The sequence below is a fragment of the Aeromonas sp. QDB30 genome, from assembly GCF_027707645.1.
In the GTDB taxonomy this organism is placed as follows: domain Bacteria; phylum Pseudomonadota; class Gammaproteobacteria; order Enterobacterales; family Aeromonadaceae; genus Aeromonas; species Aeromonas caviae.
The window spans coordinates 1-26,214 of the sequence record NZ_JAPCIY010000062.1 but is presented as its reverse complement, the minus strand read 5'-3'; the positions used below and the strand labels follow the sequence as shown (position 1 = coordinate 26,214).

The following is a 26,214-nucleotide window of genomic DNA, read 5'->3' as shown; positions in this document are numbered from 1 at the left end:
CAGAAGTGAAACGCTGTAGCGCCGATGGTAGTGTGGCATTCGCCATGCGAGAGTAGGACACTGCCAGGCACCCAATTTTAGATTACGCATTGAGCGTGGTCTTTACCGGTTAGTGTGCTGATATGGCTCAGTCGGTAGAGCGCATCCTTGGTAAGGATGAGGTCCCCAGTTCGATTCTGGGTATCAGCACCATTTTCAAGCAGTACAAGCTTTTGCCTGACGGCAATAGCGCCGTGGAACCACCTGATCCCATGCCGAACTCAGAAGTGAAACGCGGTAGCGCCGATGGTAGTGTGGCATTCGCCATGCGAGAGTAGGACACTGTCAGGCACCTATTCAGAAGAGGCCTCCCATGCGGGAGGCCTTTTTGCATTTCTGTCCTCCCGCCTCAATTCCCTGCTTCTATTTCAGTAAAAATGCTGGGCTATCAAAGGATTGCTCGTTACTCTTTAGCCGTTGCCCGATGAACACGTGATGCTGCCTGCGAGGTATTGATGGCTACGTTGAAGGAAATTGCACAGGAGGCGGGGGTATCGCTTGCTACCGTATCCCGTGTGCTGAACGAGGATCCCAGCCTGAGCGTCAAGGACGAGACCAGGCAGAAGATCTTCGAGATTGCCGAGCGGCTGGAGTACAAGACCAGCAGCGCCCGCAAAGGGGTGCACAAGAGCAAGCTGCAGCTCCTGGCTGTCTACGCCTATCCCCAGAGCACCGAGGTCAACGATCCCTATTACCTCGCCATCCGCTACGGCATCGAGACCCAGTGCACCCGCCTCAACATCGAGCTGGCCCACTGTTACAACGGTGCCGAGGGGCGTGAGCTCTCTGCCGTCGATGGCATCCTGGTCATCGGCCATCTGCCGGAAGAACGGCTGGCCGTGCTGCGCGGCCTGTCTGCCCAGCTGGTGTTCGTGGATTGCCGCTCCCAGGGCGATTTTGACTCGATTGACGTGGATCTGGCACTCATCAGCCAGCAGGTAGTGGACTTCTTCATCGCCGAGGGCCATCAGCGCATCGGCTATATCGGTGGCCAGGATGAGAATCCGGATCTGCGTGAATTGGCCTTCCGGGATTATGGCCAGCGGTTGGGGGTGGTGCAGGAGAACGACCTCTATCGTGGGGACTTCTCAAGCGCTTCCGGCTACCAGTTGGCGAAGGAGATGCTGGCAGGGGATTGGCCCAAGGCGCTGTTCGTCGCCTCCGACTCCATCGCCATCGGTGTGCTGCGTGCCATTCATGAGAAGGGACTGGCGATTCCCCAGCAGATCGAGCTTATCAGCGTCAACGATATCCCGACCGCCAAGTTCACCTTCCCGCCGCTCTCTACGGTGCGGATCCACTCCGAGTTGATGGGCTCCCAGGGGGTCAATTTGCTGGTTGAGCGGCTGCGAGACGAGCGGGATATTCCCCTTCGGGTGCTGGTACCGAGCAAGTTGACCCTGCGTGGCACCACTCGCTGATTTTAGTAAAACATTCTGCTTTTTAGTCGCGCCATCTTGCGGTGGTGCGACACATCTCCCAAGCAAACCTCTTTCCCATATCATCCAACAATTTCATATTATATTGTTTTATAATTGATTTTATTGCTGATCAGCAAGCTACTATCAACATCCATGCCACTCATCCATATCTTGCCCTCCTTTATCTCCCGCTTCTGATCTCGCTCACAAAACCATCTGTTCATTGTGATCAGGTTAAAACTTTACCAACCCAAAGCTGATATTTAGTAAATGTTTATCTAGAGTTTACCCAGTTAACGTTGCCTTGTTCCGGGAGGACATGTGAATAACTGGGAAAACGTCCAATTCGTTGGTGAAAACAGGCTGGCCCCGCGTGCCTACTTCTTCTCTTATGCCGACCACGCGCTGGCGGCCACCATGCAGCGCGAGCTGAGCCGCCGTTTTCTGAGCCTTGGCGGTCAGTGGCAGTTCCACTACTTCGACCACCCCCTGCAGGTGCCGGAGGCCTTCTATCACAGCCCCATGAGCGAGTGGGGCCAGATCACTGTGCCCAACATGTGGCAGATGGAAGGACATGGCCAGCTGCAGTACACCGACGAAGGTTTTCCCTTCCCCATCGATGTGCCCTTCGTGCCGACCAACAACCCCACCGGCGCCTATCAGCGCAGCTTCACGCTGAGCCCGGCCTGGGACGGCGAGCAGGTGATCATCAAGTTTGACGGGGTAGAGACCTACTTCGAGGTCTATGTGAACGGCCACTACGTCGGCTTCAGCAAGGGCAGTCGTCTCACCGCCGAGTTCGATATCAGCGCCTACGCCAAGGTTGGCGAGAACCTGCTGTCGGTGCGGGTGATGCAGTGGGCTGACTCCACCTATATCGAAGATCAGGACATGTGGTGGATGGCGGGGATCTTCCGCGACGTCTATCTGGTGGGCAAACCGGCCGCCCATGTGCAGGACTTCTTCATCCGCACCGCGCTGGCCGATGGCAATCAGATTGCCGGCCAGAGCGCCACCCTGAGCTGCGATATCCAGCTCGAGAACCTGGGGGCGGCCGCCCGTGATCACCGTCTGGTCTGGTCCCTGCTGGATCAAGGCAGCGAGATCGCCAGTGGCACACTCGACAATCTCGCCATCGATGGCAAGTGTGATTGCCGCTTCACGCTGGATCTGGCCAATCCCCATCTGTGGAGCGCCGAAGATCCTTACCTCTACCAGCTGCAACTCTCCCTCTACAACGGTCAGGGGGAGCTGCTGGAAGTGATTCCGCAGCGGGTCGGGGTGCGTGAAATCAAGGTCAAGGATGGCCTCTTCTACGTCAACGGTCACTACCTCAAGCTGCACGGGGTGAACCGTCACGACAACGACCACCTCAAGAGCCGTGCGGTCGGCATGGATAGGGTGGAGCGCGATATCGTGTTGATAAAGCAGCACAACCTCAACTCGGTGCGCACCGCCCATTACCCGAACGACCCGCGCTTCTACGAGCTGTGCGACCAGTACGGCCTGTTTGTGATGGCGGAGACCGACGTGGAGACTCACGGTTTTGCCAACGTCGGCGATCTCAGCCGCATCACCGACGATCCCTTCTGGGAGCCGGTGTTCGTGGATCGCATCGAGCGCCATGTGCACGCCCAGAAGAACCACCCCTCCATCATCATCTGGTCGCTCGGCAACGAGTCCGGCTACGGCTGCAACATCAGAGCCATGTACCAGCGCTGCAAGGGGATCGACCCGACCCGGCTGGTGCACTACGAAGAAGATCGAGACGCCGAGGTGGTGGATGTGGTGAGCACCATGTACTCCCGCGTCTCCCAGATGAACTGCTTCGGCGAGTTCCCGATGGCGAAGCCGCGCATCCTCTGCGAATACGCCCACGCCATGGGCAACGGCCCGGGTGGCCTGAGCGAATACCAGCAGGTGTTTGACCGCCATCCCCACATTCAGGGTCACTACATCTGGGAGTGGTGCGATCACGGCATTCTGGATCAGGACGAGCAGGGCCGCCCGGTCTACAAATACGGCGGCGACTATGGCGACTACCCCAACAACTACAACTTCTGCATGGATGGCCTCATCTATCCGGATCAGACCCCGGGGCCTGGCCTGCGCGAATACAAGCAGGTGATCTGCCCGGTCAAGGTGCGGGCACTGGATCTGGCCAGCGGCAAGCTGGCGGTGGAAAACCGCTACTGGTTCTCCACTCTCGACGATATCCGCCTGCTGGTCGAAGTGAAGGCCGAGGGCGAGCTGCTGGCCAGCCAGCAAATCCGGTTGGAAGGGGTTGTTCCCGGTGCCACCACTGAGCTGCAACTCGAGCTGCCATCCCTTGATGGGCGGGAAACCTTCGTCCAGCTGCGGGTCATCAAGGCCACCGCTACCCGTTACAGCGCGGCGGAGCACGAGCTGGGCCAGTACCAGTTCCAGCTGAAGGCATCGACTCGCCAGTTGCAGCCCTTTGCCAACCCCAACGCCACTCCGTTGCAGATTGCCGATGAGCGCCTCGCGCTGACCTTGAGCGGTAGCGGCTTTGCCCTGCGCTTCTCGCGCCTCGACGGCAAGCTGGTGAGCTGGCAGCGGGATGGTATCGAGCTCATCGAGCGTTCGCCGCGCCTCACCTTCTTCAAGCCGATGATCGACAACCACAAGCAGGAGTACGAGAGCCTGTGGCACCCGAACCACCTGCAGATCATGCAGGAGCACTTCCGCACTCTGAGCTGGCGCCAGCTGGGTGAGGCGGTCGAGGTGACGGTGGAGAGTCTGATCGCACCGCCGGTGTTCGACTTCGGCATGCGCTGCCGCTACGTCTACACCCTGAGCCCGAACGGTCAGCTGCACGTGGCGCTCTGTGGCCAGCCCTACGGCGGTTATGACGACATCATTCCCAAGATCGGCTTCGAGCTGGGCATTCGTCAGGATCTCGACCGGGTGCACTACTACGGCATGGGGCCGGGCGAGAACTATCAGGACAGCCGCCAGAGCAACTGGATCGACCGCTTCCAGAGCTCGGTGGACGAGATGTGGGAGCATTACCCCTTCCCGCAAGACAACGGCAACCGCCAGCAGGTGCGCTGGGCGACCCTGACCAACCGTCACGGTGCCGGTCTCTACGTGCGACCCGATGCCCCCATCAACCTGAGCGTCTGGCCCTACAGCTGGGAGCATATCCACGCGGCGCAGCACATCAACGAGCTGGAGCCCTGCGGTTATCTCACCCTCAATCTGGATCACAAGGTGCTGGGGCTCGGCTCCAACTCCTGGGGCTCCGAGGTGCTGGACTCCTGGCGGGTGCGCTTCGAACCGTTCAGCTTCGGCCTGACCCTGCTACCTATCGCCCGTGGCAACCTCAATCCGGCTGCGCTGGCCGGGCTCGATCTCACCATCAACGGCGGGAGGAACCTCGCATGATCACCCTGGACAACCTGACCCTGTTCAAAAACATCTACCGGGAGGGCAAGAAGTGGAGCCGCTGCGTGGAGGCCATCAACAACCTGCCGAACCTCAAGCCCGGCATCTGCCACTCCATCGGTGACTCCCTCACCTACCGCTTGCAGGAGGGGGCCAGCCCGGCCACCTCGTTGTTCGAGGGGCAGCGCCGCTACTTCGACGTTCACTACTACCTGGAAGGGGAAGAGACGGTGGAGTGGGCTGCCAAGAGCGAGCTGGCGGTCGAGCAGGCCTATGACGATACCACCGACCGCGAGTGGCTGGCCGGTGAGGTGCGTGAGCGCCAGCAGGTCGGCAATGGGCAGGTGGTGATCTTCGAGAACGACGAGGCTTACCGGTTCGCAGGCGACAGCCCGGTGCGCAAGCTGATCATCAAGGTCACCGTCGAAGGCGGCTACTTCAAAAACAAATAACAAGCCGCCGGTTCTGCACTGACAAAGCCGGAAGGGCGGGGCTCACCCTACAAATCATGCCCCGCTCTTTCGCGAGATAACTACAGGTCTGGAGATGCACCATGTCTGATTCCAAACGCAATACGATAGGCAAGTTTGGTCTGCTGTCGCTCACCTTCGCGGCGGTATTCAGCTTCAACAACGTCATCAACAACAACATCGAAATCGGTCTGGCCTCGGCCCCGATGTTCTTTCTGGCCACCCTTTTTTACTTCATTCCGTTCTGCCTGATCATTGCGGAATTTGTGTCACTGAATAAGAACTCCGAAGCAGGCGTCTATGCCTGGGTGAAGAGCTCCCTCGGCGGTCGCTGGGCCTTTATCTCCGCCTACACCTACTGGTTCGTGAACCTCTTCTTCTTTACCTCGCTGCTGCCACGGGTCATCGCCTACGCCTCCTATGCCTTCCTCGGCTACGAGTACATTCTCACCCCGGTGGCGACCACGGCATTGAGCATGGTGCTGTTTGCCTTTGCCACCTACGTCTCCACCAACGGCGCCAAGATGCTCGGCCCCATCACCTCGGTGACCTCGTCCCTGATGCTGCTGCTGACCCTCTCCTACATTCTGCTGGCGGGTGCGGCACTGGTGGGCGGCGTACAGCCAGCCGACCCCATCACGGTAGAGGCCATGGTCCCCGATTTCAGCTGGGCCTTCCTCGGCATCACTACCTGGATCTTTATGGCGGCTGGTGGCGCCGAGTCGGTGGCGGTCTACGTCAATGACGTGAAAGGCGGCTCCAAATCCTTCGTCAAGGTGATCATCATCGCCGGGATCTTTATCGGGGTGCTCTACTCCATCGCATCGCTGTTGATCAACGTGTTCGTCCACAGCGACACCCTGAAATACACCGGCGGCTCGGTGCAGGTGTTCGAGGGGCTGGCGGCTTACTTCGGCCTGCCGGAGATCCTGATGAACCGCTTCGTGGGTCTGGTCTCCTTCACCGCCATGTTCGGCTCCCTGCTGATGTGGACCGCGACCCCGGTGAAGATCTTCTTCTCCGAGATCCCGGCCGGCATCTTCGGCAAGAAAACCGTCGAGCTGAACGAGAACGGCGTGCCCGCCCGTGCAGCCTGGATCCAGTACCTCATCGTGCTGCCGCTGATGGTGATCCCGACCCTGGGCTCCAACACAGCGCAGGATCTGATGAACACCGTCATCAACATGACCGCTGCCGCTTCCATGCTGCCGCCGCTGTTCATCATGCTGGCCTACCTCAATCTGCGCCTGAAGCTCGACCACCTGCCACGGGAGTTCAAGATGGGGTCGCGCACCACCGGCATCGCCGTGGTGTCGGTGCTGATCGCCATCTTCTCGGTGGGCTTCCTCGCCTCCACCTTCCCGACCGGCGCCGACATCATGACCATCGTCTTCTACAACGTCGGCGGGATCGTGATTTTCCTCGGCTTCGCCTGGTGGAAATACAACCGATACGAGGCCTCCCTCAGCGCCGAGGCGCGCGCGAAAGAGGCCGAGCCAGCGGCGCAGGTCGTCATCCAGCCGTCATGACCCCATCAAACCGGGTGGCCGTTGGCCACCCGCAAACCGTTGAACCAGAAAAGGAAAAGTGCATGAGCGAGACGATCGAGTTTGCCGAATTCAAACGGGTCGAGATGAAGGTGGGCAAGGTGCTGGAGGTGGTGCGTCACCCCGGTGCCGACAAACTCTACATCGTCCAGATCGACGTGGGTGGCGAGCGGCCGCTGCAGACCGTCACCAGTCTGGTGCCTTACTACAGCGAAGAGGAGCTGATGGGCAGCGAGGTGGTGGTACTGACCAACTTGAAACCCACCAGGATGCGCGGCGAGCGCTCCGAGTGCATGTTGCTCTGCGCCGAGACCCCGGACGAGCGCCAGAGCGTGCTGTTGCAGCCGCGGGTGCCGATGGCGCCGGGCACCCCGATCGTCTGAACGGGATTGCGAGCCGGTGCGGGAGACGGCACCGGTTCACCAACGAGGTCGTCCACGCGGGCCGATCATAACAAGAGAGTAACGCGCGGGGCCGACAGACCCTTGCCGAACACATCACAGAGTCACAGCGTTACCCGCAAGGAGCGCAAGTCCACTGGAGGACACCATGTCTGAATCCGTACGCGGCACCATAGGCAAGTTTGCCCTGTTGTCGATGACCTTTGCCGCCGTGTTCAACGTGCGCAACATCGTCAACAACAACATCGAGCTGGGGCTCAGCTCCGCCCCCATCTTCCTGCTGGCGACCATCGTCTACTTCATCCCGTTCGTCTTCATCATCGCCGAGTTCGTCTCGGCCAATAAAAACTCCGAGTCGGGGATGTACGACTGGCTGAAAAAGCCGCTCGGCACCCGGATGGCCTATCTGGGCTCGTTTCTCTACTGGTTCGTGAACCTGTTCTGGTTCGTCTCCCTGCTGCCCAACGTCATCGCCTACGCCTCCTACGCCATGCTGGGCTATGAGTACAGCTTCTCGCCCATGGTCACCTCGGTCATCTCCATCGTGCTGTTTGCGGCGGCGACCCACATCTCCACCAAGGGGGCGAGCTGGCTCGGCAAGATTGCCGAGATCGTGGCCTACGGGGTGTTTGCCCTGTTCGCCATCTATGTGCTGGGGGCGCTGATGGCCCTCGGCGGCGATCACGTGCCGGCCCAGCCCATCACCCTGGAGGCGATGACCCCCACCGTCAACTGGGCGACGCTCGGCATCATGTGCTGGATCTTCCAGGCGGCGGGCGGTGCCGAGACGGCAGCGGCCTACCTCAATGACGTGAAGGGGGGCCAGAAGTCCTTTATCAAGGTGATCATCAGCGCAGGTATCGTGATCGGTGCCATGTATGCCCTCGGTTCCCTGCTGGTGAACGTATTCGTGGCGCGCGAGAGCCTCACCTATGCCGGCGGCATGGTGGAGATCTTCACCGGCATGGCCCAGTACTTCCAGTTGTCGGAAGCGCTGGTGGGCCGCTTCGTCGGCGTGGTGCTGTTCATCGCCATGTTCGGCTCCATGATGATGTGGACCTCGGCGCCGGTGAAGATCCACTTCTCCGAGATCCCCCAGGGGGTGTACGGCGAGAAGACCACCCAGCTCAACGAGCACGGCGTGCCGGTGCGCGCCGCCTGGTGGCAGTTTGCCTTCGTGTTCGTGATGCTGGTGGTCAACGGATTCGGCTCGGAATCGGTGCAGCAGATGATGAACACCGCCATCAACCTCACCGCCGGCACCGCCATGTTGCCGCCGATCTTCATCATGGTGGCCTACTTCGTGTTCCGCTGGAAACACGACGACACCCCGCGCGAGTTCCGCATGGGATCGCGCACCTTCGGTATGGGGGTGGTGTCGGTGCTGATCGCCATCTTCGTGGTGAGCATGAGCGCCTCCGCCTTCCCGGCCGGGGTGGATCTGGTGCGCGCCTTCTTCATCAACGTCTTCATGACGGCGGTCTTCTCGGCGCTGGCCTACTGGTGGATCTCCCGCTTCGAGAAGCGGCAGGCCCGCAGGCTGGTCAGGGGGGCGAACGACAGCGGCACGCTGGCCAAGCAGAGCTGAGCAAGCCAAAAGAGCAACGGGTGACTCGGTCGCCCGTTTTTTTGGTGAAAGGCGCGGGCAGGGGTGGTTTCCGAGTGGCCCCTTGTCCGCTTAACAAAATGAAACAAATGAGGTAGTCGCTCAACTTTGCGCCTCCCGCTTATCGGGGTAAGCTGGGGATCCGTTTCAACAGGAGCTGCGCCACAGCTCCTGTTGTGTTTCCTGTCGTCCCCGATCACCGGCCCCGCGCGGGGACGGGATCTGCTTTCACCGGAGACCGCTCGTGCGTCTGGATCCCTTTACCTCTGTACTGATCGTGGTGGTCGCGCTGGCCTCCTTCTTCCCCTGCGAGGGGCAGGTGGCCGTCTGGTTCGGTCTGCTGACCAAGCTGGCGGTGGCGCTCTTGTTCTTCATGCATGGCGCCAAGCTGTCGCGCCAGAACCTGCTGGCAGGCCTCGGCCACTGGCGGCTCCATCTGGTGGTGATGCTCAGCACCTTCGTGCTGTTTCCGCTGCTGGGGCTGCTGCTCACGCCACTGGTACCGGGCTGGCTGAGCCCGGCCATCTACCTCGGCTTCCTCTATCTCTGCGCTCTGCCTGCCACCGTGCAGTCGGCCATCGCCTTCACCTCGATGGCGGGGGGCAATGTGTCGGCGGCGGTGTGCAGCGCCTCGGCCTCCAGCATCCTCGGCATCTTCCTCTCGCCGGTGCTGGTGGGGATGATGATCCACGTGCAGGGGGAGGGGATCGACACCTGGCACTCTATCCAGTCCATCATGATGCAGCTGATGCTGCCGTTTGTGGTGGGTCACCTGTCGCGTCCGCTGATCGGTCGCTGGGTCGACAGCCACCGTCCGCTCATCGGCAAGCTGGATCAGAGCTCCATCCTGCTGGTGGTCTACGTCGCCTTCAGCGAGGCGGTGGTGCAGGGGATTTGGCACCAGGTCGGCTGGTACGATCTGGCCAGTATCGTGCTGCTGAGCTGCGTATTGCTGGCGCTGGTGCTCTGCTGGAACGTCTGGATCAGCCGCCGCCTCGGCTTCGACAAGGCGGACGAGATCACCATCGTCTTTTGCGGCTCCAAGAAGAGTCTTGCCAACGGGGTGCCGATGGCCAACGTCATGTTCCCGGCCGCCAGCGTCGGGGTGATGGTGCTGCCGCTGATGATCTTCCACCAGATCCAGCTGATGGTCTGCGCCGTGCTGGCCCGCCGCTATCACGAGCAGGGGCATTGATACTCGCGCCGTTTTTATTGCCATAACAAGAGGGAGGCCCGTTGGCCTCCCTCTTCTCATCTGCGTGCCGATCGGCGGATTAGCGTTTGCGCCAGACGGTCAGCTGCGCCACCGTGTGCTGGTATTTGCGGGCGGTTTCGCGGATGACGAAGGGCACATCCCGGGGCGGGCAGTGCTCCTCGAACTCCGCCGCCAGCAGCCGTTGCAGCGCCTGATAGGTGGTGAGCGCCTCGCCGTTTTCGCGAATGCCGCCGAGCCAGTTGGCGGGCGGGGTATATTCCACCAGCCAGGTATAAGGGCTGGTGAGCACCAGCAGGCCACCGCTGCGCAGCCGGGGTGCTATGTCCCGCAGGAAGCGGGCGGGCTCCCGCAGCCGGTCGATCAGGTTGGAAGCGAGCACCAGGTCGTAGTCGCCGTACTTGGGCTTGAGGTTGCAGGCATCCCCCTGGCTGAAGTGGACCCGCTCGCTCTGCTCGCGACCGAGCTCGTGGCGGGAGAGGCGCGCCTCGCAATATTCCACCAGATCCCCTTCCACCGGCACCGCATAGCGGAAGCTGTCCTGTCTTGCCAGGGTCAGGGCCACGTCGATGAAGCGGGCCGAGTAGTCCACCCCGTCCACGTGGGCGAAGCGGCGAGCCAGTTCGAAGCTGGCGCGACCGGTGGCGCAGCCGATGTCGAGCGCCCGCTCATGGCGGCTGCACAGCTCGCTGGCAAGACCGGCCAGAGCCTCGGCGTAGTTGGCGACCCCGAAGTGGCTCGGACCGTACTGGAAGTCGAGATACTGGGCGACGAGCGTGTCGGTTTCATAAGGGTTCACGATGACGGGCTCCTGATGGCGTGAGACCAGGTAGCGGAAGCCCGCGTGCTGGAAGAAGTGGCGACGGAAGGCGTAGCGGGAGGACTTGAGCGCCTCGTTGCCGGTGCTGATCCAGCTCCCGCCCTTGATGAGGGTGTGCTTGCCGTCGAAGGTGGGGGTGGAGAAGTCGTCGTAGAGGGGGTGCACCTTGAACCCCTCGAAGCCGTCGATGGCGGTGCTGGTCCACTGCCAGACGTTGCCCACCAGATCGAAGAAGCTGCCCTGGGGGCAGGCATCCACCGGGCAGGAGGAGGCGAAGCGGGCCAGGTTGATGTTGCCGGGGGCCTCCATCCAGTCCGGCTGATCGCCGGCCAGTTGTTCCCGTAGCAGCATCCACTCCCCCTCGCTCGGTAGCTGGACGGGCAGGCCGGTCTGATCCGCCTTCCAGCGGCAGAAGGCGGCGGCCTCCAGCTGGTTCACCTCCACCGGCCAGTCCCAGGGCATGGGGACCTGCTCGGTCATCAGCCGCAGATGCAATTGTTCGGGTTCGAGGGGGTCGCCGACCCAGAAGGTGGGCATGCGGGCCTTGGCATACTGGCGCCAGCCCCAGCCTTCGTCATCCCACCAGTCACGGGTCTCGTAGCCGCCCGCCTGCACGAAGGCCAGGTATTCGGCGTTGCTCACCAGCATGCGGCTGGCCTGGAAGGGGGCCAGCTCGATGTGGCGCTCGCCGTATTCGTTGTCCCAGCCGTAGGTGGCATCCTGTTTGCCGAGGCGCACCTGGCCGCCGGCCACCGGCAGCAGGGTGTTGACGGGGACGGCGGCGAGATCGTGGCGCGCCTCGGGGCAGACCGGCCACTGGGGCTGGCTGCGCACCCAGGACAGGGGCAGCTGGCGGATCAGCACGCTGGAGGTCTCGAGGTGGATGCGCTCGTGCTCTATGCCCATCAGGATGACCCAGGCCGGGCTCTGCCAATGGATGGGCAGCTCGATCGGCATTCGCTCGATGAACTCACACACCAGGGCGCGCACCCGGCCCCGATAGTCACGCAGCTCGGCCACAGTGGGCCAGTCGTAGTGGGTTTCGTCCAGATCGTCCCAGCTCATCTCGTCCACCCCGATGGCGACCAGGGCCTCGATGCGGGGGTCGATGCGGCCCTCGATGAGGCGGGCCGTCAGCAGCTTGTTGACGAAGAAGGCGGCGGTATGGCCGTAGTAGAAGATGAGGGGGTGGCGCAGGGGGATCGCCTTGTTGAACCAGGCCCGCTCGTCGGCCAGGCAGTCGAACAGCGAGTCGTAGAGATCGAAGGTCTGGCAGAAGTAGGCGAGGAGCTCGCGGCGCTTGTGGTCGGGATCGTCGCCGGTCAGCAGCGGGGTGCGGGTGGGGGCAGGCAGGCCCGGATGGACGAATGAGTGGCTGGCTTGGGTCACGCTCTGACTCCTTGTTGATTCTGGCGGGTGAAGCAGCGATGGAGTGCTCTATACGCACCAGGTATCACTATTGGCTCAACGAACCGGGGCGGCAACCCAAAAAATGGGTCAACACCCCCCTTCGGGTGTGGTCAGATTGACCAGATTGTGGTCTGAATGACTCTTTGTTATGGACCCTTCGAGCCTCGAAATATTGAAATGGATAGATAAATCATGATGTTAGCCATATGGCACAGGGTTTGCTGATTGCCACTCACCTGCCGCGCCGTGCGGCAAAGAGGAAACGAGGAGTAGCGGGATGAAATGGATGCTGGGCGTGGTGCTGGCCCTGGGACTGACCGGATGCAGCTGGCAGGATGACGTCAAGGTGCGCGGGGAGGGGGCCGTGGTGGAGCAGCAGCATCCCCTGGGGCGGGAGGTGACCCGGGTGCTGGCGGGCGTGCCCGCCAACCTGTACCTGGTGGCGGGAGAGAGCCACACCCTCAGGGTCAAGGGGGAGGCCAACCTGCTGCCCTATCTGGTGCTCACCGAGCAGGGGGAGAAGCTGGAGATCGAGGTCAAGGATGGCTACCGGCTCGACCCCACCCAGCCGCTGGAGATCACCATCACCCTGCCGACGCTGCACGAGTTGGCACTGGCGGGAGTTGGCAACGGCACCTTGCGCGACTTCAAGGGGGATGATCTGGTGCTCTCTCTGGCGGGCACGGGGGACATCGTCGCCAGCGGGCTGACTCTGGATCGGCTGGAGGGCAACATCGCCGGGCTGGGCAACCTGGATCTGGGGCAGGGCTCCGCCCGGGTGATGGCGCTGAACATCGCCGGCGCCGGTGGCGTCAAGGGGGCCGGGCTCGCCAGCGAGGAGGTCGAGGTGAGCATCGCCGGCAGTGGCGAGGTCGAGGTGCGGGCTCAGTCGCGGCTCAAGATAGAGATCGCCGGTGCCGGTGCGGTCAACTACTGGGGCAGCCCAGCGCTGACCAGCGAGATCGCGGGTTCGGGTCAGGTGAGCCGGTTGGGGAGCTGATCCCATCATCGCAACAATGAAAAAGGCCCTCGGGGCCTTTTTGCAGGATGCGACACTGTGGGACGACACCTCACTCGAGGGGGAGTGCGAGGCCCAGATCGGCGTTCAGGCGCATCAGCAGCCACTGCATGCCGGCGAGGTGCTGGTGGTCATGGCTGGCGAGCAGGCGCACCAGACCGTCCAGGGTCACCTCCCCATAGCCGCCATAGCGGGCGCGGCGCTGCCAGGCGTCGGACGGTACCGTCTTCAGCCATTCGACGGTCTGCAGGCGGGCGGTGCGAAACCGGTCGAGCTGCGTGGCGGTATCCTGCCGGGGGTAATCATGGTCCAGCGCCAGCTGATAGCCATCGAGGGAGGCGAGTTCCGGCCGGCTCTCCGCCAGGGTGCGACGAAACCGCACCTGATAGCCCAGCACCTCGATGTCCAGCAGGTGGCAGAGGTGCCCCCTGGCACTGAAACGCTCGGAGGGGATCCCGGCCCAGTTGGCGGGTTCCCAGTCCAGACGGTCGGTGGGGACCTGTGCCAGCAGCCGCTCGAACTGATCAGGCATGGCCAGCAATGTGGTGAAGAGAGGCATCCTTGTCTCCTGTTTCCGGGTGAATGGCCGCCCGCTGACGGGGCGGCCACGAGCGGATCAGCCTCAGGCCGGTTCGCCCAGGTGGTTGGCGTGAAAGCGCAGGTGTGCCTCGATGAAGCTCGCCACGAAGTAATAGCTGTGGTCGTAGCCGGCATGGCGGTTGAGCGTCAGGGGCCACGCCCGGGTGGCGGCCACTTCGGCCAGGGTGTCGATGCCGAGCTGCTCCGCCAGGAAGGGGTCGTCCAGCCCCACGTCCACCAGGGTCGGCAGGGGCGGGCTGTCGTGGTGGCGCAGCAGCTGGCAGGTATCCCACTCCTGCCACAGCAGGGGGTTGTTGCCGAGGTAGGCGCCGAGGGCCTTCTGGCCCCAGGGGCAGCGGCTCGGGTGGCTGATGGGGCTGAAGGCCGACACCGAGCGGTAGCGACCCGGCTCGCGCAGGGCGGCGATGAGGGCGCCATGGCCTCCCATGGAGTGGCCGCTGATGGCGCGCTTCGTCGAGACAGGGAAGTGGGTCTCGATGAGCTCGGGCAGCTCCCGGGTGACGTAATCGTACATCTGGTAGTGATCCCGCCAGGGGGTCTGGGTGGCGTTGACGTAGAAACCCGCCCCCATGCCGAGGTCATAGCCGGGATCGTCCGCCACCCCTTCACCGCGGGGGCTGGTGTCCGGCGCTACCAGAGCGATGCCGAGCTCGGCGGCGATGCGCTGGGCCCCGGCTTTTTGCATGAAGTTCTCGTCGGTGCAGGTGAGACCGGAGAGCCAGTAGAGCACCGGCACTTTCTGGCCGGTGAGGGCCTGGGGCGGCAGGTAGATGGCGAAGCGCATCTCGCACCCCAGCACATTGGAGCGGTGGCGATACTGCTTGTGCCAGCCGCCGAAGCTCTTGTTGCTGCTGATGATGTCCAGATTCATGTAAGGACTCCTTGCCCCGCCCATGCATCGATGGGCGGGGCGCTCATGGGATCAGTAGTGGATGACGGTGCGGATGCTCTTGCCTTCGTGCATCAGATCGAACGCCTCGTTGATCTGCTCGAGGGGCATGGTGTGGGTGATGAAGTCGTCCAGCTTGAACTCACCCTGCATGTAGCGCTGTACGTAGCTCGGCAGCTCGCTGCGACCGCGCACGCCCCCGAAGGCGCTGCCGCGCCACACCCGGCCGGTGACCAGCTGGAACGGACGGGTGCTGATCTCCTGGCCCGCGCCGGCCACGCCGATGATGACCGATTCGCCCCAGCCCTTGTGGCAGCACTCCAGCGCCGCGCGCATCACCTTGACGTTGCCGATGCACTCGAAGGAGAAGTCGACGCCGCCGTCGGTCATCTCGACGATCACCTCCTGAATGGGCTTGTCGAACGTGTTCGGGTTGATGCAGTCGGTGGCGCCCAGCTTGCGGGCCAGCTCGAATTTGCTCTCGTTGATGTCGATGGCGATGATGCGGCCGGCCTTGGCCAGGCGCGCGCCTATGATGGCGGAGAGGCCGATGCCCCCCAGCCCGAAGATGGCGACGCTCTCACCCTCTTTCACCTTGGCGGTGTTCATCACGGCGCCGATGCCGGTGGTGACGCCGCAGCCGAGCAGGCAGACCTCTTCCAGCGGGGCGGCCGGATCCACCTTGGCGATGGAGATTTCGGGCAGTACCGTGTATTCGCTGAAGGTGGAGGTGCCCATGTAGTGGTAGATGGGCTGGCCGTCCTTGGAGAAGCGGGTGGTGCCGTCCGGCATCAGCCCCTTGCCCTGGGTGGCGCGGATCTTCTGGCACAGGTTGGTCTTGCCGGATTTGCAGAACTTGCACTCGCCGCACTCGGGGGTGTAGAGCGGGATCACGTGATCGCCGACCTTGACGCTGGTGACTCCCTCGCCGACGGACTCGACGATACCGCCCCCTTCATGGCCCAGAATGCAGGGGAAGACCCCTTCCGGATCTTCACCGGAGAGGGTGAAGGCATCGGTGTGGCAGACGCCGGTCGCGACGATCCGCACCCGCACCTCGCCGGCCTGGGGCGGCATGACCTCGACCTCTTCGATGGAGAGGGGCTGACCCGGTCCCCAGGCGATGGCGGCTTTACACTTGATGCTCTGAACCTGTGCCATGAATGACGTCCTCGTAGTGGTTGGATGAACGGAAATGAGTTCGGAGATCCAGTGTAGTTTCCCGCCGATTTGGTGATAATAACGCTAAGTATCAAATCACTTTTACACACAGGTAATAATGTTCGGCTGGGAAGGGGTCTGTGAATTTGTCAGCGTGGCGGAGCAGGGGGGCTTTACCCCGGCCGCGCGCAAGCTCGGGGTGTCGGTGGCCCAGGTGAGCCGCCAGGTGGCGCAGCTCGAAGACAGGCTGCAGGCCAAGCTGCTGCTGCGCACCACCCGCCAGGTGCGACTCACCGAACTCGGGGAGATCTATTTTCGCCACTGCCGCCAGTTGCTGGACAACCTCTACGAGGCGGAGCTGGCGGTGGGGCGCCATCAGGCGGTGCCCCAGGGCTCCTTGCGCATCACGGCCCCGGTCTCCTACGGCGAGAGCCGCATCGCCCCCCTGGTGAACGACTTCATGGTGCGCTTCCCCCAGCTGGAGGTGACCCTCAACCTCACCAACCAGTTGCTGGATCTGGTGCACGAGGGGTTCGATCTGGCGATCCGCCTCGGCCACCTCAAGGATTCGACCCTGGTGGCCCGCAAGCTGGCGCAGCGGGTACCCTATGTGTGCGCCTCCCCCGCCTACACCGCCCGCCACGGCATGCCCAACAGTCTCTCGGAGCTGGCCCGTCACACCTGCCTGGTGGGCAACGGGGACGAGTGGCACTTCACCCTGAACGGTAAACCCCACAGCGTGCGGGTACGCGGTCTGCTTCAGTGCAACAGCGGCCACGCCCTGCTGGATGCGGCCATCAAGGGGATCGGCATCATCCAGTTGCCGGACTACTACGTGAGCGACCACCTCGCCCAAGGCGAGCTTATCGAGCTGCTGCCGGAGCTGCGGGCCCCCGAGGAGGGGATCTGGGCCCTTTATCCCCACAACCGCCACCTCTCCCCCAAGGTGCGGCTGCTGGTGGACTATCTGGCCGAGCGCCTCAGTGATCCCCACCAACCCGCCCTGGTACGGCCCATCGGTTGATGGGGGCGATACAGGTATAAGAAAGAGGCTTGAATGGGTTGGTAGAATACAAGTATTCATAAATGAATTTTTGTTTCAAATGAGCCTTTGTTGTTGTAGCCTGTCAAACGCAATAGACCTGTTCATACCGGGTCTTTATCCTCTTATTGCTAAAGGACAGATAATAATGAAAGGCACGGTTATTGATTTTAATGAATCAGCTCGTACTGGTTTGATTTCTGGGGATGATAGTAATAGATATCAGTTTGACATTATTGAATGGAAAGGGAATCAGCTCCCGAAGAGTGGCTTGAAAGTTGATTTTTCTATTGAAGGCGAGCATGCAAAAGCCATCTATGCCATAGCCTCTAATGCTGGTTCTTCCAAGAAGGTCGCAGCTGCGCTGTTTGCATTTTTCCTGGGCGCTTTCGGTGCTCACAAGTTCTACCTGGGTTACACCAAACAAGGTGTGATCATGCTGCTGATATTTCTGCTTGGTTTCATTCTGCTTGGTTTGCCGTCGGTTGTTATCGGGATCATTGCCTTCATCGAATTTGTTGTTTATATCTCCAAGTCAGATGAAGAATTTGAGCAGACCTATATTATCAATAAGAAAGTATGGTTCTAGCCGATAAATTACCCGGCTAATTACAGGTTTATTGATATGTTGTGCTGATGAAGGAATAACCCGTTCTTTGACAAGGCCGGGTTATTTTTCTATTCAGCCAAGAACATCCTGGATATCTCAAAGAAAAGGCCCGCATGTGCGGGCCTTTTGCATGGCATGAAGGGCGGGGCTATTCCCGCTCCTTGACGTAGGGGGTGCCGAGGGCCTTGGGGGCCACCGCCTTGCCGATGAAACCGGCCAGCAGGAAGACCGTCAGGATGTAGGGCAGCGCCTCGATGGCCTGCACCGGGATCGGGAAATCGCCGATGCTGACCCCTTGCAGCCGGATGGCGACCGCGTCGAGGAAGCCGAACAGCAGACAGGCCGCCATGGCGTTCCAGGGGCGCCACTTGCCGAACACCAGGGCCGCCAGCGCCATGAAGCCCTTGCCCGCGCTCATGTTGGGGATGAACTGGGCGGTCTGGGCCACCGCCAGATAGGTGCCCCCGATCCCCGCCAGCAGGCCGCCGATGATGAGGGCGGTGTAGCGCATGCGCACCACGGAGATACCGGCTGTATCCACCGCGGCCGGAGCCTCGCCCACCGCCCGCAGCCGCAGGCCGAAGCGGGTGCGGAACAGCACCCACCAGGCCAGGGGCACGGCGGCGAAGGCCACGTACTCCAGCAGGGAGTGGCCGCTCAAGAGCTCGCTGTAGAGCTGGCCGATGACGGGTACGTCATAGAGCTCCTTGGCATAGGGCAGGTCGATGGGGGCGAAGCGCGCCGCACCGGAGAGCGCCGGGGTCTGGCCGCCCTGATCGAACCAGTAGCGCCCCAGGGTCACGGTGAGACCGGCCGCCAGGATGTTGATGGCCATGCCGCTCACCACCTGATCACCCCGGTGGGTGATGGTGGCGAAGCCGTGCAGCAGGGCGAACAGGATGGAGATCCCCACCCCGACCCCCAGCCCAATCCAGGCGGAACCGGTGACGGCGGCCGCCGCCGCACTGGCGAAGGCGGAGGCCAGCAGCTTGCCCTCCAGGGCGATGTTGACCACCCCGGAGCGTTCACAAAACATCCCGGCCATGGCCGCCAGGATGAGCGGCGGTGCGGTACGAATGGTCGCGTCCAGCATCAGGATCAGCATTTCAAACATGGCTTGGACTCCCTTCGGCTCGCAAAACATCCCCGTCATCCATGGCCGCCAGGATCAGTGGCGGTGCGGTGCGGATGGTGGCATCCAGCATCAGGATCAGCATTTCGAACATGATCAGGCTCCTTTCACTTGGGCGGCCGGGCGGTTGGCAAAGGCCAGATAGGCCTGCTCGATGCGCGGGCGCAGCATGTGCTCCAGGGCGCCGCAGAACAGGATTACCAGACCCTGCAGCACCACGACGATGTTGCGGTCCACCCCGAACTCGAAGCTGAGCTCGGCGCCACCCTGGTAGAGGAAGCCGAACAGCAGGCTGGCGATGATGACGCCGACCGGGTGGTTGCGGCCCATCAGGGCCACCGCGATGCCGGTGAAGCCGAAGCCTTCCACGAAGTTGAGCTTGATCTGGTGCAGCTCACCCTGCAGCACGTTGAGGGCGAAGAAGCCCGCCAGCATGCCGGAGATCACCATGGCCAGGATCACCACCTTGGGGTAGGAGATACCCGCATAGGCGGAGGCACTCTGGCTTGCGCCCACGGAGCGGATCTCGTAGCCCCAGCGGGTATGCCAGATGAAGACCCACACCAGGGCCGCACAGATCAGCGCCCAGAAGAAGCTGATGTTGAGGGGGCTGTTGGGCATGGCGATGCCGAAACCGGCCGCCAGCTCGCTCATCTTCGGCAGCCAGCTCGCCACGGCGAACACCTTGCTCTCGGTGGCCATGGATCCTGGCGGCTTGAAGACGTCGACCAAGAGGTAGGCCATCAGGGAGGCGGCGATGAAGTTGAACATGATGGTGGTGATGACGATGTGGCTGCCCCGCTTGGCTTGCAGCCAGGCCGGGATGAAGGCCCAGGCCGCGCCGAACAGGCCGCCGGCGATGATGGCGAGCGGCAGCAAGAGTGCGAACGGCAGTACGTCCCCGAGCAGCAGACAGACCAGACCGACCCCGAGGCCGCCGATATAGGCCTGCCCTTCACCGCCGATGTTGAACAGGCCGGCGTGGAAGGCCACCGCCACCGCCAGACCGGTGAAGATGAAACCGGTGGCGTAATAGAGGGTGAAGCCTATCCCCTCGCCGGTGCCGAAGGCGCCGTACCACATGATTTCGGCTGCCTCGATGGGACTGATGTCGAGGTAATAGAACAGGATGGCCGACACCAGGAAGGCCAGCAGGATATTGACTGCGGGCAGCACGCCCACGGATATCCAGGCAGGAACACGTGCTTGGCTCATGAATGGGCCTCCTTGATATCGTCGGGGACTGGTGTGTTGACCATCATCAGGCCGAATCCGTTACAAGTGGTTGTGACCTTCATGATGTGGCTCCTTGTGATTGGCTTGCCGCCACGTCGTCAGGAACTATGTTCGCCATCATCAGGCCGATGGTGCGTTCATCCGCCCTGGCGCCGTCCAGCTCGCCGACGATGCGGCCATCGGCGATGACCAGAATGCGGTCGGAGAGGCTCATGATCTCGTCCAGCTCCACCGACACCAGCAGCACCGCCTTGCCCTTGTCGCGCATGGCGATGATCTGCTGGTGGATGTACTCGATGGCGCCGATGTCGACGCCCCGGGTCGGCTGGCCGACCAGCAGCACATCCGGGTCCTGCTCCACTTCCCGGGCGATCACCAGCTTCTGCTGGTTGCCGCCGGAGAAGTTCGCGGTCTTGTGCTCCGGGCTCGGCGGGCGCACGTCCCACTTCTCCATCTTGGCCTGGCAATCCTGGCGGATCGCCTCCTTGTCCTGCAGCCAGCCCTTGTTGTACTGGGCACGGCGGTGATAGCCGAGGATGAAGGCCTCTTTCGCCTCGAAGCGGTTGATGAGCCCCATCTTGTGCCGGTCTTCCGGGATGTGGCCCAGGCCGAAGTTGCGCACCTGCTCCGGGTCGGCCGGGTGGCTCTGGCTCACCTCGTGGCGCTGCGCCCCGGCGATGGTGAAGCCGCCCTTGCTGGGCTTGAGGATGCCGCCGAGCATGCTGAGCAGCTCGGACTGGCCGTTGCCGGAGACCCCGGCGATGCCGACCACTTCCCCCGCCCGCACTTCGAAGCTGACGGATTTGACCCGTTCCACCCCGGCGTCATCGACGTAAGAGAGGCCCTCGACCTTGAGCTTGGCCTCGCCCGGCTGGGCGGTGCCCTTGTCGACCTTGAGGCGCACCTTGCGGCCCACCATCAGCTCGGCGAGCTGCTCCTTGTCGGTGTCTTTGGTGGCGACATGGGCCACCATCTCCCCCCGGCGCATGATGGAGACCTGGTCCGTGATGGCCAGGATCTCCCGCAGCTTGTGGGTGATGAGGATGACGGTCGCCCCCTGATCCCGCAGCTTTTTCAGCACCTCGAACAGGTGATCCGCCTCTTGCGGGGTCAGCACCCCGGTGGGCTCGTCGAGGATCAGGATGCGGGCACCGCGATAGAGCGCCTTGAGGATCTCGACCCGCTGTTGCAGGCCCACCGGCAGATCCTCGACCTTCTCGTGCAGCGGCACCTCGAGACCATAGTCCCGTGCCAGCTCGCCCAGCAGCTTCTCGGCGGCCGCCAGGCTCTTGCCCAGGCGCCAGCCGTTCTCGGCCCCCAGGATAACGTTTTCCAATACGGTAAAGTTGTTCACCAGCATGAAGTGCTGGTGCACCATGCCCACCCCGGCGGCAATCGCATCTTGGGAGCCATGGGGTTTGAACGGATTCCCGTCGATCAGCATCTCGCCTCTGTCGGCGTGGTAGAAACCGTAAATGATGCTCATCAGGGTCGACTTGCCGGCGCCATTTTCGCCGACGATGCCGTGAATGCTGCCTTTACGAACCTGAAGGTCGATCTGCTTGTTGGCGTACACGTCGCCGAACCGCTTATCGATACCCCTTAATTCGATGGCATAGCGATCTGTCTGGTCCATGATGCAGTCCTTGCGGGTCATGAAGTAGAGACTAAAAACCGGCCCGTGCGGGCCGGTCATCACTGGTTGAGAGTCGTAGCAGTGACTCGGTATTTGCAGGATCAGTACTTACAGGAGTTGTCGCTCATGTAGTCGTGCACCTTGATCTTGCCGGCGATGATGTCGGCCTTGATGCTCTCGACCTTGGCTTTCATTTCCGGGGTGATCAGCTTGGCGTTGTTCTCGTCCAGCGCCCAGTCAACCCCGCCTTCGGCCAGACCCAGGGACTGGATGCCCGGCTTCCAGCTGCCCTTGGCGGCGTCATCCCAGCTCTTGTACGCGGCCAGACCCACGGACTTGACCATGGAGGTCAGCATGGTGCCCGGTTGCAGGTGGTTCTGGTTGGAATCCACACCGATGGCCAGCTTGCCTTCGTCCTTGGCAGCCTGATAGACACCGATACCGGTGCCACCGGCAGCGGCATAGACCACATCGGCGCCCTTGGCGAACTGGGACTTGGCCAGTTCTGCACCCTTGGCCGGGTCGGCGAAGGCTGCCGGGGTGGAGCCGGTCATGTTCTGATAGACGTCGATCTTCGGATTGATGTACTTGGCGCCCTGCTCATAGCCGCACTGGAACTTGCGGATCAGCGGGATGTCCATGCCGCCCACGAAGCCGACCTTGCCGGTCTTGGAGGCGATGGCCGCCAGGGCACCCACCAGGAAGGAACCTTCATGCTCCTTGAAGATGAGGGACTGGACGTTCGGCTTGTCGACCACCATGTCGATGATGGTGAACTGGGTGTTCGGGAACTCGGTGGCTACTTTCTCTACCGCGGAACCCATGTTGAAGCCGACGGCGACGATGGGGCCGTTGCCACGGCTGGCCAGACGACGCAGGCCCTGCTCACGCTGGGCTTCGTTCTGAGGTTCGAACTCCTTGACCTTGACGCCTTTGTCCTTGTTGTAGACTTCGACGCCGTTGCGGAACACGGCTTCGTTGAAGGACTTGTCGAATTTGCCTGCGGTGTCATAGATGACGGCGGGCTCGGAGGCTGCCTGGGCGGACAGGGCAGCGAGGGTGAGGGCGGCCACGGTGGCCAGCTTGAGCACTTTAGTCACGATCGTATCCTTGATTGTTATGTGAGGGTCCACAACCTGTCTTGGCAGGTCATAAAGCACGCTGGCTAACTGTAAGTGAGCCAGCCCGTTGGTCAAGGGGATCATAGAGGAAAAACGTTTGCGTTAACGGTTTGAAATATAAGCAAATTGCCTTATAAGTGTTTGTTTTATGGTGTTTTTGCAGAATTAAATTCCGGGATTAATAGGGCTCGATCGACATTTGTGTTTGGATTCATGACGTTAGGCGCAACCGTTTTCCTCCCCTGATGAAAAAACTGGCTTCCATCGGCACCAGCCCTGCGGCCTCATCGACGCCACGCTGGCGGGCGGGCTGGCCCCCGGCTGCTCACAGCTTGGTCTCTGGCGGCTCAGGCCGTATAATCCCCGCCTGTATAAATAAACAGGAGTGGTGATGGACGTTTCAACCCTGCTCGACGGGCTCAATGACAAGCAAAGAGACGCGGTGGCGGCCCCCCGTTGCAACCTGCTGGTGCTGGCCGGTGCCGGTTCGGGCAAGACCCGGGTGCTGGTGCACCGTATCGCCTGGCTGATGCAGGTGGAACGCTGTTCACCCTTCTCCATCATCGCGGTGACCTTTACCAACAAGGCGGCGGCCGAGATGCGCGGCCGGGTCGAAAAAGTGATCGGCGACGGCGTGCGCGGCATGTGGATCGGCACCTTTCACGGCATCGCCCACCGATTGCTGCGGGCCCATCATCTGGATGCAGGGCTGCCGCAGGATTTCCAGATCCTCGACTCCGACGACCAGTACCGCCTCATTCGCCGGGTGCTCAAGGCGCTCAACCTCGACGAGAAGCACTGGGCTCCGCGCGCCGTGATGGGCTACATCAACGGCAAGAAGGACGAGGGGCTGCGCCCCGGCGACATCGACCTCTACGGCGACCCCGTCACCCGCACCTATCAGCAGATCTACAAGACCTATCAGGAGACCTGCGATCGCTCCGGTCTGGTGGACTTTGCCGAACTGCTGCTGCGCGCCCACGAACTGTGGCTCAACAAACCGCACATCCTCGAGCACTACCGTGACCGTTTCCAGAACATCCTGGTGGACGAATTTCAGGATACCAACGGCATCCAGTACGCCTGGTTGCGGATGCTGGCCGGCGACAGCGGCAAGGTGATGATCGTCGGCGACGATGACCAGTCCATCTACGGCTGGCGCGGCGCCAAGATTGAGAACATCCAGCGCTTCCTGACCGACTATCAGGGCGCCGAAACCATTCGCCTCGAGCAGAACTACCGCTCCACCGCCAATATCCTCAAAGCCGCCAACAGCGTCATCGCCAACAACGCGGAGCGCCTTGGCAAGGAGCTGTGGACCGAGGGGGCCGAGGGCGAGCCGATTTCGCTGTACGCCGCCTTCAACGAGGTGGACGAAGCCCGCTTCGTGGTTGGCCGCCTCAAGGACTGGAAAGAGAAGGGTGGCCTCTTGGCCGACTGCGCCATCCTCTATCGCTCCAACGCCCAGTCACGGGTGCTGGAAGAGGCGCTGATGCAGGACGCCATGCCCTACCGCATCTACGGCGGCCTGCGCTTCTTCGAGCGCCAGGAAATCAAGGACGCCATGGCCTACCTGCGCCTTATCAACAACCGTGGCGACGACGCCAGCTTCGAGCGGGTGGTCAACACCCCGACCCGCGGCATCGGCGATCGCACTCTCGAGATATTGCGCAACAACGCCCGGGATCAGGGCCAGAACCTGTGGCAGTCCGCCAAGGCACTGCTCAATGACAAGGTGCTGACCGGTCGCGCCGGCAACGCGGTGCGCGGCTTTGTGGATCTGATCGACGCGCTGGAAGAGCAGGTCTCCCTGCTGCCCCTGCACCAGCAGGCGGACATCGCCATCCAGCATTCCGGCCTCAAGGCCATGTATCTGGCGGAAAAAGGCGAGAAATCCCAGGCGCGGGTAGAGAACCTGGACGAACTGGTCACTGCCTGCCGCCAGTACCAGCGCCCGGACGAGCTGGAAGATATGAGCGATCTCTCCGCCTTCCTCGCCCATGCGGCGCTGGAATCCGGCGAGAATCAGGCGGACGAATATGCCGACGCGGTGCAACTGATGACCCTGCACAGCGCCAAGGGGCTGGAATATCCCCTGGTGCTGCTGGTCGGCGTGGAAGAGGGCATGTTCCCCAGCCAGCAATCCACCGAGGAGTCGGGGCGGCTCGAGGAGGAGCGGCGCCTCTGTTACGTGGGCATGACCCGCGCCATGGAGAAGCTCTACATCTGTTATGCGGAGAGCCGCCGCATCTACGGCCGCGAGATGTTCCACAAGCCGAGCCGCTTCATCCGCGAGATGCCCGCCGAGTGTCTGGAAGAGATCCGGCTGCGCACTCAGGTCAGCCGCCCCACCCAGTACGGCCGCTTTAGCCAGAACGAGGTGCAGCAGAGCTTCGACGCCAGCGGCATCAAGCTCGGCCAGCGGGTGCTCCATCCAAAATTCGGGGAAGGCATAGTGCTCAACTTCGAAGGGGTCGGCCAGCAGAGCCGGGTGCAGATCCAGTTCGACGACGTCGGCGCCAAGTGGCTGGTAACGGCGTATGCCCGCCTTGAGGCGCTGTAAGGCGCAGCGCACCCGCCATCAATAGCAAAAGGAGCCGTTGGCTCCTTTTTGGTCAGGACGGTAGGTTCGATTAGCGAAGCGTAATCGGACGTTCGCGTCATGGGGAAATTGTGTGCCTGGTTGTTGGCAGCACGGCTGGCGCCGTGCAGGACGCGAGGGCAGTGCCCTCGACAGGGTTTCGCCCGCCCTTCGGGCTGGGGCGAGTGACTTTGGAAAGACCCAAAGTCACCAAAGGTCTTCTCCCCCGCCAATCCGCTGGCTTCGCCAGTGCCCTCGGTCCAGAGCCAACGTCGGACGGGCCGCCGCAGACGGCACTTTGGCCTACGCCATCCATGGCTTCGGCCAAAGCCCGCTTCGAACATCCTTGTTCTCGCGCCAAATCGGGGTCGCCCTGACCCGATTTGGCCCCTGTCCGCTGCGGCTACGCCATCATCCCTGATGGCGTCCCTGACGTTGCCTCTGACCCTCGGCGGATTGGAGGGGGATCAATACCGTGCCCGACTTTAGTTTGGGAGCATCATCTGAAATTTGGGGAAGGCATAGCACTGAACTTCGAAGGGGTCGGTCAGCAGAGCCGGGGGCTGCTATAGCTCGACGTCGCCAGGTGACGGCGTATGCCAGATTGGAAGCGCTCTGATTGCTTTCGATATCTAACTGCATCAACCCGACTTAGGCTGGATTGATTTTACATATCAATCATCGCGGCAGCCTTAATACGCGATCGTTCGAATACGCTTCGCTATTCGAACCTACGACCCTGTCACAGCTAGGAGTCATCCGTTCCTGTAATCTAGGGAAGGTGCGAACAAGTCCCTGATATGAGATCATGTTTGTCATCTGGAGCCATGAAAAAGGGTTCATCATGAGTCAT

Annotated in this window: 19 protein-coding genes, 1 tRNA gene, 1 rRNA gene and 1 pseudogene; 13 read left to right on the top strand and 9 right to left on the bottom strand. The window is 61.9% G+C overall.

Annotation, left to right across the window (positions count from 1 at the left end):
- Nucleotides 1-116 precede the first annotated feature (116 nt).
- The 9 genes from PG896_RS16215 to PG896_RS16175 all read left to right on the top strand — a co-directional run bounded on the left by PG896_RS16215 (nt 117) and on the right by PG896_RS16175 (nt 10,087).
- A tRNA-Thr gene (locus PG896_RS16215) sits at nt 117-192 on the top strand.
- A 23-nt stretch (nt 193-215) separates the two neighbouring features.
- Nucleotides 216-330: ribosomal RNA gene (rrf, locus tag PG896_RS16210) — 5S ribosomal RNA — on the top strand.
- 164 nt (nt 331-494) lie between these two features.
- Entirely contained in the window at nt 495-1,460 is a 966-nt protein-coding gene (gene ebgR / locus PG896_RS16205) for a transcriptional regulator EbgR (protein ID WP_043153604.1), read from the top strand.
- Nucleotides 1,461-1,781: 321 nt separating this feature from the next.
- Nucleotides 1,782-4,868: a beta-galactosidase subunit alpha gene (ebgA, locus tag PG896_RS16200; RefSeq protein ID WP_043153601.1), complete on the top strand. Its 3,087-nt coding sequence runs from the start codon at nt 1,782-1,784 to the stop codon at nt 4,866-4,868.
- The gene (locus PG896_RS16195) at nt 4,865-5,320 is read left to right on the top strand and encodes a beta-galactosidase subunit beta (protein ID WP_043153599.1); all 456 of its coding nucleotides are present in this window, start codon (nt 4,865-4,867) and stop codon (nt 5,318-5,320) included. The genes ebgA and PG896_RS16195 overlap by 4 nt, the downstream gene beginning before the upstream one ends.
- Before the next feature lie 101 nt (nt 5,321-5,421).
- The gene (locus tag PG896_RS16190) at nt 5,422-6,867 is read left to right on the top strand and encodes an amino acid permease (RefSeq protein WP_043153597.1); all 1,446 of its coding nucleotides are present in this window, start codon (nt 5,422-5,424) and stop codon (nt 6,865-6,867) included.
- A 62-nt stretch (nt 6,868-6,929) separates the two neighbouring features.
- Nucleotides 6,930-7,268 carry a tRNA-binding protein gene (locus tag PG896_RS16185; RefSeq protein WP_043153594.1) on the top strand — a complete coding sequence of 113 codons (339 nt, stop codon included), beginning with the start codon at nt 6,930-6,932 and terminating at the stop codon, nt 7,266-7,268.
- Nucleotides 7,269-7,434: 166 nt separating this feature from the next.
- On the top strand, nt 7,435-8,874 hold the full coding sequence (locus PG896_RS16180; protein ID WP_270835925.1) for an amino acid permease: 1,440 nt from the start codon (nt 7,435-7,437) through the stop codon (nt 8,872-8,874).
- A 262-nt stretch (nt 8,875-9,136) separates the two neighbouring features.
- Nucleotides 9,137-10,087: a bile acid:sodium symporter family protein gene (locus tag PG896_RS16175; protein WP_223952992.1), complete on the top strand. Its 951-nt coding sequence runs from the start codon at nt 9,137-9,139 to the stop codon at nt 10,085-10,087.
- Between the two features lie 79 nt (nt 10,088-10,166).
- On the opposite strand, the gene ovoA is transcribed toward PG896_RS16175, so the two are convergent.
- The gene (ovoA, locus tag PG896_RS16170; protein ID WP_270835924.1) at nt 10,167-12,314 is read right to left on the bottom strand and encodes a 5-histidylcysteine sulfoxide synthase; all 2,148 of its coding nucleotides are present in this window, start codon (nt 12,312-12,314) and stop codon (nt 10,167-10,169) included.
- A gap of 298 nt (nt 12,315-12,612) precedes the next feature.
- Here ovoA and PG896_RS16165 point away from each other — a divergent pair, with 298 nt between their 5' ends.
- Nucleotides 12,613-13,335: a GIN domain-containing protein gene (locus tag PG896_RS16165; RefSeq protein WP_270835923.1), complete on the top strand. Its 723-nt coding sequence runs from the start codon at nt 12,613-12,615 to the stop codon at nt 13,333-13,335.
- A 70-nt stretch (nt 13,336-13,405) separates the two neighbouring features.
- Here the strand turns inward: PG896_RS16165 and PG896_RS16160 are convergent, their stop codons facing one another.
- The 3 genes from PG896_RS16160 to PG896_RS16150 all read right to left on the bottom strand — a co-directional run bounded on the left by PG896_RS16160 (nt 13,406) and on the right by PG896_RS16150 (nt 16,003).
- A complete protein-coding gene (locus PG896_RS16160) occupies nt 13,406-13,912 on the bottom strand; it encodes a DinB family protein (RefSeq protein WP_270835922.1) in 507 nt (168 codons plus the stop codon).
- 63 nt (nt 13,913-13,975) lie between these two features.
- A complete protein-coding gene (gene fghA / locus PG896_RS16155; protein WP_048209184.1) occupies nt 13,976-14,824 on the bottom strand; it encodes an S-formylglutathione hydrolase in 849 nt (282 codons plus the stop codon).
- 51 nt (nt 14,825-14,875) lie between these two features.
- On the bottom strand, nt 14,876-16,003 hold the full coding sequence (locus tag PG896_RS16150; protein ID WP_010672469.1) for an S-(hydroxymethyl)glutathione dehydrogenase/class III alcohol dehydrogenase: 1,128 nt from the start codon (nt 16,001-16,003) through the stop codon (nt 14,876-14,878).
- A 118-nt stretch (nt 16,004-16,121) separates the two neighbouring features.
- Between PG896_RS16150 and PG896_RS16145 the strand changes: the two genes are divergently transcribed.
- Nucleotides 16,122-17,027: a LysR substrate-binding domain-containing protein gene (locus tag PG896_RS16145; RefSeq protein ID WP_253584034.1), complete on the top strand. Its 906-nt coding sequence runs from the start codon at nt 16,122-16,124 to the stop codon at nt 17,025-17,027.
- 166 nt (nt 17,028-17,193) lie between these two features.
- Entirely contained in the window at nt 17,194-17,634 is a 441-nt protein-coding gene (locus PG896_RS16140) for a TM2 domain-containing protein (protein WP_033131364.1), read from the top strand.
- A 169-nt stretch (nt 17,635-17,803) separates the two neighbouring features.
- Here PG896_RS16140 and PG896_RS16135 read toward each other — a convergent pair whose 3' ends face one another.
- From PG896_RS16135 to PG896_RS16120, 5 genes and pseudogenes are all read right to left on the bottom strand, one after another.
- Complete coding sequence (locus tag PG896_RS16135) at nt 17,804-18,769, bottom strand: ABC transporter permease (protein WP_010672471.1); 966 nt, start codon at nt 18,767-18,769, stop codon at nt 17,804-17,806.
- Between the two features lie 6 nt (nt 18,770-18,775).
- A pseudogene (locus PG896_RS21225) lies at nt 18,776-18,881 on the bottom strand (ABC transporter permease); the annotation flags it as partial.
- A gap of 2 nt (nt 18,882-18,883) precedes the next feature.
- A complete protein-coding gene (locus PG896_RS16130) occupies nt 18,884-20,002 on the bottom strand; it encodes an ABC transporter permease (RefSeq protein ID WP_010672473.1) in 1,119 nt (372 codons plus the stop codon).
- Nucleotides 20,003-20,081: 79 nt separating this feature from the next.
- Complete coding sequence (locus tag PG896_RS16125) at nt 20,082-21,659, bottom strand: ABC transporter ATP-binding protein (protein WP_043153609.1); 1,578 nt, start codon at nt 21,657-21,659, stop codon at nt 20,082-20,084.
- A gap of 101 nt (nt 21,660-21,760) precedes the next feature.
- Entirely contained in the window at nt 21,761-22,759 is a 999-nt protein-coding gene (locus PG896_RS16120) for a BMP family lipoprotein (RefSeq protein ID WP_041212138.1), read from the bottom strand.
- Between the two features lie 412 nt (nt 22,760-23,171).
- On the opposite strand from PG896_RS16120, the gene uvrD reads away from it, so the two are divergent.
- On the top strand, nt 23,172-25,343 hold the full coding sequence (gene uvrD / locus PG896_RS16115) for a DNA helicase II (protein ID WP_270835921.1): 2,172 nt from the start codon (nt 23,172-23,174) through the stop codon (nt 25,341-25,343).
- Nucleotides 25,344-26,214: the final 871 nt, after the last annotated feature.